Origin of the sequence: Paenarthrobacter sp. Z7-10 (assembly GCF_026932795.1) — a bacterium.
GTDB lineage: Bacteria > Actinomycetota > Actinomycetes > Actinomycetales > Micrococcaceae > Arthrobacter_M.
On record NZ_JADPVH010000010.1, the window covers coordinates 20,151 to 33,058 of the forward strand.

Here is a 12,908-nt window from a genome sequence, read left to right on the forward strand (position 1 = left end):
CTGCTGTCCCGTGTGCTCGTCAGAACAAGACTGTGGCGAAGGTCCCCACCTGGTCGAATCCCACCCGCTGATAGCTTGCGCGGGCGGCCGAGTTGTAGTCGTTGACGTAAAGGCTCGCTATCGGAGCGTGCCGCCTGGCAAGAGAGACGACGGCGGCCATATAGCCCGCGCTGAGGCCCAGACCGCGATAGGACGGATCCAGCCAGACGCCCTGGATCTGCGCCACGTCCCGGGAGACGGCACCCAGATCGGCCTTAAAGATGACCTTGCCTTCGACGTCCAAATGACTGAGGGAATGGCCGTCCCTGATCAGTGCCGCGACGCGGCTGCGGTAGTGCTCCTCACCACCGAGATACGGAGAGTAGCCCACTTCTTCCTCGAACATGGCCGCCGCCGCCGGCAGGATCTCCGCGAAGTCCTCGGGGCGGCTCGGGACAAGGGCTGGGTTCGGGGGCACAGCCGGTTCGCCACGCAATTCCAGCAGCGGCTGATTGGCGCGGACTTCAACCGGAGTTGCACCGGAACTCTCGAGCACAGCAAAGATCCCTAGCACGGCCTCGGCGGGACCGAAAACGGAGGCAAACCTGCGCCGGGAAGCGGCGAGCCAGCGTCCGAAGGCCGGGGCCTGCTCCGACGTGACCTGCACGGGAACCACGTTGGCGCCAACCCAGCACGCTGCGGCCAAGATGCCGTCGTCGTCGAAATAGCCTAGTGTGTCGGACCCCAAGGCGGTGGGCACTGCCGTCCCCAAAGCTTCGAGCTGAGAGGCCATGAAAACATTCGCCACCGGATCCTGCTCCACCAAGTGCTGCAGAGCGGCTGTGTCCTCCGCACCGAGAACCTGGACCCGCTCCGCCGGATTCTTAGGAGACGTTGACCACGGGGCTACCCTTGACCGTGTCCGCGTCATCGGCTCCCCCCATCTCTTCCGCGATCCTCATAGCCTCTTCGATCAGGGTCTCAACTATCTGGTCCTCGGGAACAGTTTTCACCACTTGGCCCTTGACGAAGATCTGGCCCTTGCCGTTACCGGAGGCAACACCGAGGTCCGCTTCCCGGGCCTCGCCGGGTCCGTTGACCACACAGCCCATGACGGCCACGCGAAGCGGAACTTCCATCCCCTCAAGCCCGGCGGTAACCTGTTCGGCCAAAGTGTAGACATCGACCTGCGCCCGCCCACAGGACGGACAGGACACAATTTCCAGCTTTCGCGGCCGCAGATTCAGCGACTGCAGGATCTGGTTTCCCACTTTGATTTCTTCCACCGGCGGTGCGGAGAGGGAAACCCGAATAGTGTCCCCGATCCCCTGCGAGAGCAATGCGCCGAAAGCAGTGGCAGACTTGATCGTTCCCTGGAATGCGGGACCGGCTTCGGTGACGCCCAGATGCAGCGGCCAGTCACCCCGTTCGGCCAGCAGTTCATAGGCCCGCACCATCACGACGGGGTCATTGTGCTTAACGGAGATCTTGAAGTCGTGAAAGTCATGTTCCTCGAAGAGCGACGCTTCCCAGACGGCCGACTCGACCAGCGCTTCGGGGGTCGCCTTCCCGTACTTCTGCATTAACCGCGGATCCAGCGAGCCGGCATTCACACCAATCCGAATGGACGTTCCATGATCCTTCGCCGCCTGCGCGATCTCTTTGATCTGATCATCAAATTTGCGGATGTTTCCCGGATTGACCCGCACCGCAGCGCAGCCGGCGTCGATCGCGGCAAAGACATACTTCGGTTGGAAGTGGATGTCCGCGATCACCGGAATCTGGGACTTCCTGGCGATGATAGGCAGCGCCTCCGCGTCGTCAGCGGAAGGGCATGCGACCCGGACAATGTCACAGCCGGACGCCGTGAGCTCGGCGATCTGCTGCAGAGTGGCGTTGATGTCCGTTGTCGGCGTCGTCGTCATGGATTGGACACTGACGGGAAAATCCGAGCCGACCCCCACGGACCCAACCTTGATCTGGCGCGTCTTGCGTCGCGGAGCAAGGACTGGAGGTGGTGCTGCCGGCATTCCGAGGCTGACCGAGGTCAAAGTATGCTCCTTGTGGCTCTGTCCGGCCATTTCAGTTCGAAAGGGCCGGTCCGTCATGACCCATAACCTACCCGGTGCGGGCGCGGTTGGCTCACTTCCAGTGTAGGCCGTGGCGCTAGCCTACGTGCGCGCTGAGCGCTCCGATGCCGGGGATCCAGGCAGTGGATTTCAGGCCGGCGATGCCACCGGCGGCGTTGAACGGATCCTGTTTGAGCAGCCCATTCAGTGCTTCGTCGTCGTCCGCCTTGAAAATCAGGAGGGCACCGGTGCCGTCCTCGAAGGGGCCGGAGGCAAGGACGTGGCCGTCCTGAACCAGCGACGCCAGCCACGTGCGGTGCGCTGGCCGGTGCTCGTCGCGGATCGCCGCCGCATCCGGACCGTATACATACTCCACTGCATAAATGCTCATACCCTCACCCTATCCGTCCGGCTCAGGCCGGTGCTATTTCCAACCCTAACCAAGGAGCAGCCATCTCACCGGGATGGCCACTCCTGCGGCCCAGAGCATGGAGCTGAGCGTGCCGATGATGAACCGCTCGCTGGCCGCCGGGGTCTGCTTCAGCTCCGGATAGCGACCCAGACCCTTGATCGCCACGATGTACGCAATGGCCACCGGCTGGTCGGCAAGAATGGCGACGACGACGGCGAGCCGTTCCAGGATGCCGATGACCATGCCACCTCGCAGCACTCCGGCATCGGTGACTTCCACGGGAGGATCCTGTGCCGCCGTTTCCGAAGCTGCCTCGGACACCGTCGACGAGGCCTGGGTACCGCGCACATCCGGTCCATGGTCATCCGCGCTATGCTCCTCCGGTCCGGCTTCAGCGGCGCCGTGCACATCCGCGGTACGGGCCAGCCGCAACACCCCTGCCGTGACGGGCCAGCCGGCCACGGCAGCAACCACTATGACGAGCACAATCCACAATGCCTGCATTCAGGCCTCCTCGCTTTCGGACTCCTACAGCGTAGCTCGGCGCACCGACACGTCTGCGACGGAGCGAAACGCTGCAGGAGCCACGTTGTTAGCGCAGGCTGACAGGCGCTGCGGCCATGGGTGCGGCCGTCATCCAGCCGTCGTTGCGGTCGCTACCCTGCCGTCGTTGCGGCCCCTACCCAGCCGTCGTTGCCGCGAGAGCGAGCAGTACGGCCGCCGCGTGCCGGCCGGCCTGTTCTTCCTGCCAGCCTGAACGGAGGACCGCCTTGCTGACAGCCTGCGGCGTTATACCTAAATGGTGCGCGACGGCCCGCTGCTGACCGCGTACGCCGGGCTGCATCTGATCCAGGACCCGCCACTCGGCCGTACTTCGGGCACGTACCAATCGGCCAATGAGGCACAGCACAGCCTCGGCAGCCTCGGCAGCCTCCGCCGCGGGCTTAGCTGCCTGCACTGACAGGGGGACGCGGTCCCCGGTTTTTTTGGCACGGTCTACGGCCCTGCGCGCGGCTACGAATGCCGGTCCGCCGGCAGCGCGCGGATTATCCGGGAGCGGCAGCACAACCGGACCAATGCCAATGCCCACGTACCAATCACCGCTGCGCAGCGCCCGCATGACCACTTCGACAACGGCATCCGGGGTTTCAAGCAGCCCCTGTACCTCGTCGCCTACGGAGCGTTCAAAGCCCAGTCGTGCCGGGATGTCCGATAATGCAGCCAACAGTGTGGGAACCAGATCGGAAGCGCGTTGGCTTCCGCGCTGATCCATAGTCAAGACGAACATGAATCCAACCTTAATGGATTGATAACAAAACATCAACCGATTTAGGCTTATAAAATTAAGTCAACCTCAACCAAGGATATTGATGGGCTTCACGATATCCGCGTAGATCAACAGCGCACCCATCAGCAGCAGCCCGGACGCAACGACGTAGGTGAGCGGCAGCAGTTTCGCAATATCGAAAGGACCCGGGTCCTTCCGCTTAAACAACCTCGCCAGCGAGCGGCGGACGGCCTCGTACAGTGCTCCGGCGACGTGTCCGCCGTCCAGCGGCAGCAGCGGAATCAGGTTGAAGATGCACAACGCCAGGTTCACTCCGCCCAGCAACCCGATTAAGGTAGCCAGACGGGCGCTCAAGGGAACGTCCTGCATGGCAGCCACTTCACCGGCTACACGTCCAACGCCCACCACGGATATGGGTCCATTCGGATCACGGGGTGCACTGCTGAAGGCCGCCTGGGCCACCCCGGCCACCCGCTGCGGCAGATGCAGGACCACGCCGGAAATCTTGGCAATATTGTCCCCCACCGCGGGAAGCACAGCCGTGACAGGCTGCCCCACCATGGCCGACGTTGGACCAACACCGATGAAGCCCACTTCCTGTGTCTGCTGTTTGCCACTGGCGTTCCGCACCGGTACACCTGCCGCGTCCAGCACTGGCCGCGCCGAAAGAACCGGGGTAATAGTGGTCTGGATCCGCCGTCCGTCCCGGTCCACCGTGAGGGCGATTGGCTTTCCTGCCGAATCCCGGACCCAGGCCGTAAACGCGTCCCAGTCGGCTACCGGCTTCCCGGCAAAGGAAACCAGTACATCCCCGGGCTTCAAACCTGCCGCGGCGGCCGGAGTCTTCGTGCAGGTGCTCAAATCCGCGGGCGCTGGTTCGCCGTACTTGACCTGGCAGGCACTCACCTGAGCCACCGTCGTCGTCGGCTGTGGCGTGCCAAAACCCATCAGCAACACCCCCGTGAGCACGACGCCTATCACCAGGTTCATGAACGGTCCGCCAAGCATGATGATGATCTTCTTCCAGACCGGAAGCCGGTAAAAGACGCGGTTCTCGTCCCCGGGCCCAACGTCCTCATGCGCCATGCTGCGCGCCTCGGTGGCCAGGGTCTGGAACATTCCGGTGCTGGAGGGACGAACGCTCCCGTCGCTGCTGTTAGGCGGGTACATGCCGATCATCGACACGAATCCACCGGCCGGAATGGCCTTGAACCCATACTCCGTCTCGCCCTTTTTCCTGGACCAGATGGTCGGGCCGAAGCCAATCATGTACTTGGTGACGCGCACTTTGAAAAGCTTCGCGGGCACCAGATGGCCCACTTCGTGCAGCGCGATGGAGACCGCAACACCTACCGCGACGAAAAGCACACCCAAAATGAAAAGCAGAACTGTCACAATGATCTTTCCGGCCCGCCCTTCGGCTGGGCCCCGCCTAGTGGCTGATGAGAGCTAAACGCTCGGTGGTCCGGGCCCGTGCCCACTTCTCAGCATCCAATACGGACTCGATGGAAAGCTGGGAGAAGGCTGAATGCTCACCGAGCACCGCTTCGATGGTGTCCACAATGTCCAGGAAACCGATCCGGCCGGCATGAAAGGCATGCACTGCCTCTTCATTGGCCGCGTTGTACACCGCGGGATAGGTGCTCCCCTGCTTGGCAGCGTCCCGGGCCAGGTCCACAGCCGGAAACGCGGCAGGATCCAACGGCTCAAACGTCCAGCTCGTGGCCTGCGAAAAGTCACAGCTCATCGCTGCCCGCGGCACGCGGTCCGGCCAGGCCAGGCCGAGCGCGATCGGCAGCCGCATGTCCGGCGGTGAGCACTGGGCTATGGTGCTGCCGTCCACGAACGCCACCATCGAATGCACCACCGACTGCGGATGGACCACGACGTCGATCCGGTCCAGCGGAACGTCGAACAGCAGATGCGCCTCAATCAATTCCAATCCCTTGTTCACCAGGGTGGCTGAATTCGTGGTGACCATCGGTCCCATGGCCCAGGTGGGGTGCTTCAAGGCTTCGGCGGGCGTGACCTCCTGCAGTTGGTCCCGGCCGTACCCGCGGAACGGACCTCCAGAGGCGGTGAGAATAAGCCGGTCCACTTCCGCTTCAGTTCCCGCCCGCAGGCACTGCGCCAACGCGGAGTGCTCCGAGTCAACCGGAACCAGTTGTCCGGGTGCGGCCGCCGCCTTCACCAGGGCTCCTCCGACAATCAGGGACTCCTTGTTGGCCAGTGCCAGGATGGCTCCGGAAGCGAGGGCAGCGAGGGTTGGGGCCAGGCCAATGGAGCCGGTGATCCCGTTCAGTACGACGTCGGCACCGCCTTGGGCGTCGGACCAGGCCGCGATGCGCGTGGCGGCGTCGGGACCGGCGAAAATCTCCGGGCTATATTCTGCACGGCCGGCAGCCCTGGCCGCCTCGGAGATCCTGCGGTGAAGTTCGTCGGACGCTCCGGTGGCAATCCCCACGGCGCCGGCGCCGGTGTGCACGGCCTGCCGCGCCAGCAGGTCCAGGTTCCCGCCACCCGCGCTGAGCGCGATGACCTCAAAACGCGGGCGTCCGTCCTGAAGCACGGCACCGTCGACGACGTCGAGCGCCTGGCTGCCGATGGAACCGGTGGATCCGAGCAGGATGATCCTACGCACTCCGCTGGGTTGTCCCGCCTCAGATGTCTGCATATAACAAGTATCGCGCATGCCCACCTTCGCAGACCCGATTCGCCGGGCACTGCAGGAACGCACTGTCGGCGGGGCAGCTCCGGCGACGCCGCTCTGGAAGCCGGGGCAGCTAGAGCTGCAGCCGCCGGCGTCGGCGTCGGCGTCCTGGCCGGCTTCAGCCGCCGGCGTCCTGGCCGGACCGGCTTCAGCCGTCGGCGCGCCGCAGGGTCTGCTCGGCATGCCGCAGGATGGGTCCATCGATCATGCGGCCGCCGAAGGCGAAGACGCCCGCACCGGAGGCTTGTGCCGCCGCGAGCAGCTCGCGCGCCTCGGCGATTTGCTGCCCGGTGGGCGCATATTCGGAACGGATGGTGGATGCCTGACTGGGATGGATACACGCCGTGGCCCCGAATCCGCAGGCGACGGCGTCACGCACCTCCGCGGCCAGCCCAGCCAAGTCGGCAATGTTGATGTAGACGGAGTCGATGGCGGTCTTGCCGGACGCTCCTGCCGCCAGCAGCACCGCGGACCGTGCGTGCATGGCCACGGCCCGGTAACTTCCGTCCTCGTGCCGGCTGGAGCTGCCGCCAAGGGAGGCCACCAGATCCTCGGCTCCCCACATCAGGGCGACGACGTTGGGGGTGGCCGCGATGGACGGTGCGGCGAGAATTCCGGCCGCGGTTTCGCACAGCGCGACGACGTCGTAGCCGTCCAGAGCCGCCAGGGCGGCCGCACTTTCGGTCTTGGCGACCATCACCGTGCGGTACGGGGTGCGCGCCAGTGCCGCCAGGTCCAGGTCACTGTCAGCACTGCCAAGGGCATTGATGCGCACGATGGTGTTCGCCGGGTCCAGCGGATTATCGACCAGGTGTCTGCGCGCAGCCGCTTTTCCAGCCGGCGCGACGGCGTCCTCAAGGTCGAGGATGACGGCGTCGGCGCGGTCCGCGGCCTTGGCATAGCGTTCCGGGCGGTCCGCCGGGCAGAAGAGCAATGCAGGCCCCAGTGAAAACGTCATGCGGCTGGCCCCGTGCTCCCGGTATGACCCGCCCTGGTCCACATCAGGCAGGTCCGGCTGGCCGTGGCCACCACCACGCCGTCCTGGTTCCGGCCGGTGTGCGCCATGGTGACAATTCCCTGGCCCGGGCGTGATGCGGAGAGCCGCTTTTCGCTCACCACAGTTTCCGTATATAAGGTATCCCCGTGGTAGAGAGGGTGCGGAAAGGTCACATCCGTCAGCCCCAGCTGCGCCACAATGGTTCCTTGGGTCAGCTGCGCAACGGATTGGCCTACCAGCGTGGCGAGCGTGAACATGGAGTTCATCAGGCGCTGCCCAAAGGGCTGGCCGGCGCTCCAAGCCGCATCCAGGTGCAGTGCCTGGTTATTCATGGTCATGGTTGTGAACAGGACGTTGTCCGTTTCGGTCAGGGTCCGCCCGGGCCGGTGCGCGTAGGTGGCGTCCGTTTCCAGCTCATCGAAATACAGCCCGCGCTGCTCGATGACTTTGCCTGCGGCGCCGTTGCCGTCGCGTTCCGCTGCGGTGTTCACAGGCTCGTCTCTATCTGCTCCACCTTGTCCAGCTCAATGATCAGCGTGGCACCCGTGGCGGCAACGACGTCGTCGACCGTTACGCCGGGGGCAACCTCCCGCAGCACCAGGCCGCCGCCCTCTGCGGCGGGCCGGACATCGATGACCGCCAGGTCCGTGATGATCCGGTCAACGCAGCCCTTTCCCGTCAGGGGCAGGGTGCAGCTGGGCAGAATCTTCGGTTTCCCGCTGCGGTCCGTGTGGTCCATCATTACAATCAGCCGCTTGGCACCGAAAACGAGATCCATCGCCCCGCCCATGCCCTTGACCATCTTGCCGGGAATCATCCAATTGGCCAGGTCGCCGTTTTCCGCAACCTCCATGGCTCCGAGCACCGCAACGTCGACGTGGCCGCCGCGGACCATGCCGAACGAGGTCGCCGAATCGAAGAAGGCAGCGCCCTTGTTCACTGTCACTGTTTCCTTGCCGGCATTGATCAGGTCCGGATCGACCTGATCGTCTGCGGGATAGGGACCGGTGCCGAGGATGCCGTTTTCCGAGTGCAGCACCACCTCCACTCCGGCGGGAATGTAATTGGGGATCAGCGTGGGCATGCCGATTCCCAGATTAACGTATTGGCCGTTGTGCAGCTCCTGAGCCACCCGGGCCGCCAGTTCGTTGCGCGTCAATGCCATCGTCAGGCCTCCTGTGCCGGGGTGGAAACGGTGCGTTTTTCAATCCGCTTTTCGCTGTGCGGCGCCCCTGCGGGCACGTGCACCACGCGCTGGACGTAGATGCCCGGCAAATGGATTTGCTCGGGGTCCAGCTCGCCCGGTTCAACCAGTTCCTCGACCTCGGCGATGGTGATCCGTCCGGCCATGGCGCACAGCGGATTGAAGTTCATGGCGGTGGCGTGGAAGACGAGGTTCCCGTGCCTGTCGCCTTTGGCGGCATGGACCAGCGCAAAGTCGGGGTTCACTGATTCCTCCAGGACGTAGTCCTCATCGCCGAAGCTGCGCACCTCCTTTGGTTCGGAGGCAATCGCGACATGACCCTGCGCATCATAGCGGCGCGGAAGCCCGCCCTCGCTGACCTGGGTTCCCACCCCCGCCGTGGTGTAGAACGCGGGAATTCCGGCCCCGCCGGCGCGCAGCTTTTCAGCCAGCGTGCCCTGCGGCGTCAGTTCCACCTCGAGCTCTCCGGAGAGGAACTGGCGCGCAAACTCCTTGTTCTCGCCCACATAGGAGGAGATGGTGCGCCGGATCCGGCCATCCATCAGCAGGATGCCCAGGCCCCAGTCGTCCACCCCGCAGTTGTTGCTGATGGTCTCCAGCTCTTTGGTGCCTTGGTCGTGGAGGGCGGCAATCAGCGCCACGGGTATCCCGCACAAGCCGAACCCGCCGACGGCGAGGGAGGCTCCATCGGCTATGTCCCGGACCGCCTCGGCCGGGGAGGCAACAACTTTGTCAATCATTCGTGCACCTTTCTAGGTCTCCGCACGGCCTTGACCGGCCATGGCTGCATCAATGCGGGCGCTGCTAAAGTCCCAGATCCCGGGCGATCACCATGAGCTGAACCTCCGTGGTTCCCTCACCGACCTCCAGGATCTTGGAATCGCGGTAATGCCGGGACACCGTGAACTCGTTGATGAAACCATACCCGCCGAAAATCTGGGTGGCGTCGCGGGCGTTGTCCATGGCGGCCTCGCCTCCGACCATCTTAGCGATGGCCGCCTGGGTCTTGAACGGCTTGCCGGCCAGCATCCGGGCGGCCGCATCGTAGTAGGCCAGCCGCGCGGTGTGGGCGCGGGCCTGCATGCGGGCGATCTTGAAGGAGATGGCCTGATATTTTCCGATCGCCTGGCCAAAGGCAAACCGCTCGTGGGCGTACTTAAGCGACTCATCCACGCAGCCCTGGGCGGCACCGACGGCGAGGGCGGCGATGGCAATCCGGCCCTCGTCCAGGATTGAGAGGAAATTGGCGAAGCCGCGGCCCTGCTGGCCCAGCAGGTTCGCTTCGGGAACACGCACATCCTTCAGCGTGAGCGGGTGGGTGTCCGAGGCGTTCCAGCCCACCTTGTTGTAGGCCTTTTCGGCCGTGAATCCGGGAGTATTGGTGGGCACCAGGATGGTGGAGATTTCCTTCTTCACCGATCCGTCCGGCCGTTCGGAGGTTCCGGTGACGGCTGTGACGGTTACAAGCTTGGTGATGTCGGTTCCGGAGTTGGTGATGAACTCCTTGTTCCCATCGATGATCCACATCTTTTCGCCGTCCACAGTTTCCAGCCGCGCCCGGGTCTTGGTTCCACCGGCGTCGGACCCGGCTTCCGGTTCGGTCAAGCCGAATCCACCCAAGGCCTTGCCGGAGGCCAGCAGCGGAAGCCATTCGCGCTTTTGCTCCTCGTTGCCGAACCGATACACCGGCATAGCGCCCAGCGACACACCGGCCTCAAGCGTGATCGCCACCGACTGATCCACCCGGCCCAGTTGTTCCAGTGCCAGGGCCAGGGCAAAGTAATCCCCGCCCATGCCGCCGAACTCCTCCGGGAACGGCAGGCCAAACAGGCCCATGTCCGCCATCTGGGAGACAACTCCATACGGGAAGCTGTGCTCCTCATCGTGCTTGGCGGACACCGGAGCCACCACCTGGTCGGCGAATTCGCGGACGGTGTCGCTGAGGTTCTGGTAGTCCTCACTCAGTTCAAAATCAGGCATTGCCGGTTTCTCCTTCTGTGTGCTTAGCTGCGGGGGTGCCTGCCGGTTCCGCCGCGTCGGTCATTGCTTGCGTATCTGCCGCTGAAGCGGGATCGGGGACCGCCGGATGGATAGTGGCCACCACCTGATCCGCTTTGACCAGATCGCCGGAGCGCACACTGAGGTGCACGGTTCCGGCGACGTTGGCCAGCAGTTGATGTTCCATCTTCATGGCCTCCACGGCCAGCAGGGTCTGGCCGGGTTCGACGGCGTCGCCACTGGCCACGCTGACGCTCACCACAGTGCCGGGCATCGGCGAGCGGACCTCCGGGTCCACGGTGCCTTCCTCCCGGGCCAGCCCGGCCAAAACCGCGGCGAGCTGTTCGGCCCGGCTGCGCAGCCGCAGTTCGGTGCTGAAACCTTCCTCGCCAATCCAGAGCGAGGCTCCGCCGGTGGCCAGCTGGATGGTCCGGGTGACGCCGTCGTATTCGATCCGGGCGCCGGTCTCCCCGGACGGCGGGCGGAAGCTGGCCCGAACCGCTTCCGGGGCGTCCGGCTGTGCGCCATCGCCGGGGTTGGATCCGGCGCTGTCGTTGGGGCTGTCCCCGGATCCGGGCTCAGCCGGTTCAGCGACGATGACCACCTCGGCGCTGAGCTGGCCGCCGGCAGTGGCAGGATCGAGCTCAATGTTGGACAGCTGAACCGTGACGGATTCGCCGGCACTGAGCGCAAAGACATAGCGCACTGGCCGGGGAAGACCCAACCGCCAACCATTCGCAGCCTGCCACGGCCCGTCTTGCCTGCTGGACCCGGCTGGATCCGATCTGCCCGGCGCCTGGAGCTGCTGCGCATGGACGTGCAAGGCGGCGGCGGCCAGCAGGGCAGAATCCGGCCGCCGAAAAGTCAGCGCCGGCAGCTTGCGCTCGATCATCGTGGTGTCCAGCCGGCCGGCCCGGACGTCCTCGTCGGTGACAAGCAGGCGCAGGTACTCGATGTTGGTGCCCAGCCCCAGCACCGTGGTTTCCGCCAGCGCCCGATCCAGCCGCGCCAGCGCCTGGGTCCGGTCCGGCCCCCAGGCAATGACCTTGGAAAGCATCGGATCGTAGTTGGAGCTGATCTGCAGTCCGGCTGTCAGCGAACTGTCCACCCGGATGCCGTCCCCGGACGGCTCGGCCAAGGCCAGTACCGTCCCGGAGGTCGGCAGGAAGCCGCGTTCCGGGTTTTCCGCGTATACCCTCGCCTCCACCGCATGGCCGGTGAGCAGCACGTCCTGCTGGGCAATGCTGAGCTTTTCGCCGGCCGCGATGCGGACCTGCCACTGCACCAGGTCCAGACCTGTGACCATCTCGGTGACAGGATGCTCCACCTGCAGACGGGTGTTCATTTCCATAAAGAAGAACTCATCCGGCGCGGCGGCGGAGACCAGGAACTCCACGGTTCCCGCACCGCTGTAGCCCACGCTGCGGGCGGCATTACAGGCGGCTTCACCGATCCGGGCGCGGGTGGCCGCGTCCAGCAGCGACGAGGGAGCCTCCTCGATGACCTTCTGGTGCCGGCGCTGAAGTGAGCATTCCCGCTCACCCAGGTGGATCACGTTGCCGTGGTTATCCGCCAGCACCTGGACCTCAATGTGCCGCGGGGTGGCGATCAGCCGCTCCAGGAACAAGGTGTCGTCGCCAAAGGCGGAGGCCGCAACGCGGCGGGCCGTAACCAGCGTTGCGGCCAGGTCCTCGGCACGCTCCACCACATGCATGCCTTTGCCGCCGCCGCCCGCCGACGGCTTGATCAGCAGCGGGTAGCCAACGCCGTCGGCCGCCGCCAGCAGCTGGGCATCGGTCAGACCCGGTTCGGCGATCCCCGGCACCACCGGCACATCGTGGGTGCGTACGTGATTCTTGGAGCGGATCTTGTCGCCCATCATGTTCAGGGCATCCACACCGGGGCCAATGAATGTCACGCCCGCACCGGCGAGTGCCCGCGCGAAACCCTCATTCTCGGAGAGGAAGCCGTAACCCGGGTGGACGGCCTGCGCCCCCGTGGCCTTGACCGCGGCAAGGATCGCCTCGGTGTTCAGGTAGCTTGCCGCCGCGGCCGCCGGTCCAATGCGGACCGCGACATCGGCCATTGCCACGTGCCGGGCACCGGCGTCAGCGTCGCTGTAGACCGCCACGGACCGGATTCCCATGGTCCGCAGCGTGGAGATGACCCGACAGGCGATTTCGCCGCGGTTGGCCACCAGGACGGTGGAGAAGGCCGCCGGAGCGGGAGTTTCGGTAGTTGACGTTGTCAT

At 64.9% G+C, this 12,908-nt stretch carries 13 protein-coding genes; all 13 read right to left on the reverse strand.

Translation table 11 applies throughout. The features are described 5' to 3' along the window. Window positions 1-19: 19 nt before the first annotated feature. Entirely contained in the window at window positions 20-910 is an 891-nt protein-coding gene (locus IV498_RS04715; RefSeq protein ID WP_269045406.1) for a GNAT family N-acetyltransferase, read from the reverse strand. After that, window positions 864-2,030: a flavodoxin-dependent (E)-4-hydroxy-3-methylbut-2-enyl-diphosphate synthase gene (ispG, locus tag IV498_RS04720; protein ID WP_269045407.1), complete on the reverse strand. Its 1,167-nt coding sequence runs from the start codon at window positions 2,028-2,030 to the stop codon at window positions 864-866. Before ispG ends, IV498_RS04715 begins: the two co-directional genes overlap by 47 nt. A gap of 115 nt (window positions 2,031-2,145) precedes the next feature. Continuing rightward, window positions 2,146-2,439: a YciI family protein gene (locus tag IV498_RS04725; RefSeq protein ID WP_269045408.1), complete on the reverse strand. Its 294-nt coding sequence runs from the start codon at window positions 2,437-2,439 to the stop codon at window positions 2,146-2,148. Between the two features lie 45 nt (window positions 2,440-2,484). Further along, a complete protein-coding gene (locus IV498_RS04730) occupies window positions 2,485-2,964 on the reverse strand; it encodes a hypothetical protein (protein ID WP_269045409.1) in 480 nt (159 codons plus the stop codon). 175 nt (window positions 2,965-3,139) lie between these two features. Continuing rightward, on the reverse strand, window positions 3,140-3,748 hold the full coding sequence (locus IV498_RS04735) for a hypothetical protein (protein WP_269045410.1): 609 nt from the start codon (window positions 3,746-3,748) through the stop codon (window positions 3,140-3,142). 66 nt (window positions 3,749-3,814) lie between these two features. Further along, window positions 3,815-5,146, reverse strand: coding sequence for a M50 family metallopeptidase (locus IV498_RS04740; protein WP_269045463.1), 1,332 nt, complete (start codon window positions 5,144-5,146; stop codon window positions 3,815-3,817). A gap of 34 nt (window positions 5,147-5,180) precedes the next feature. Beyond that, window positions 5,181-6,422, reverse strand: coding sequence for a 1-deoxy-D-xylulose-5-phosphate reductoisomerase (gene dxr / locus IV498_RS04745; protein ID WP_269045411.1), 1,242 nt, complete (start codon window positions 6,420-6,422; stop codon window positions 5,181-5,183). 184 nt (window positions 6,423-6,606) lie between these two features. Continuing rightward, a complete protein-coding gene (locus tag IV498_RS04750) occupies window positions 6,607-7,416 on the reverse strand; it encodes an HpcH/HpaI aldolase/citrate lyase family protein (protein ID WP_269045412.1) in 810 nt (269 codons plus the stop codon). Beyond that, window positions 7,413-7,946: a MaoC family dehydratase gene (locus IV498_RS04755; protein ID WP_269045413.1), complete on the reverse strand. Its 534-nt coding sequence runs from the start codon at window positions 7,944-7,946 to the stop codon at window positions 7,413-7,415. The genes IV498_RS04750 and IV498_RS04755 overlap by 4 nt, the downstream gene beginning before the upstream one ends. Next, window positions 7,943-8,620, reverse strand: coding sequence for a CoA transferase subunit B (locus tag IV498_RS04760; RefSeq protein WP_269045414.1), 678 nt, complete (start codon window positions 8,618-8,620; stop codon window positions 7,943-7,945). The genes IV498_RS04755 and IV498_RS04760 overlap by 4 nt, the downstream gene beginning before the upstream one ends. 2 nt (window positions 8,621-8,622) lie before the next feature. Beyond that, a complete protein-coding gene (locus IV498_RS04765; protein ID WP_269045415.1) occupies window positions 8,623-9,399 on the reverse strand; it encodes a CoA transferase subunit A in 777 nt (258 codons plus the stop codon). Window positions 9,400-9,463: 64 nt separating this feature from the next. Beyond that, window positions 9,464-10,639 (reverse strand): acyl-CoA dehydrogenase family protein, encoded by a 1,176-nt coding sequence (locus IV498_RS04770; protein ID WP_269045416.1) that lies wholly within the window; start codon window positions 10,637-10,639, stop codon window positions 9,464-9,466. Continuing rightward, window positions 10,632-12,908 (reverse strand): ATP-binding protein, encoded by a 2,277-nt coding sequence (locus IV498_RS04775; RefSeq protein WP_269045417.1) that lies wholly within the window; start codon window positions 12,906-12,908, stop codon window positions 10,632-10,634. The genes IV498_RS04770 and IV498_RS04775 overlap by 8 nt, the downstream gene beginning before the upstream one ends.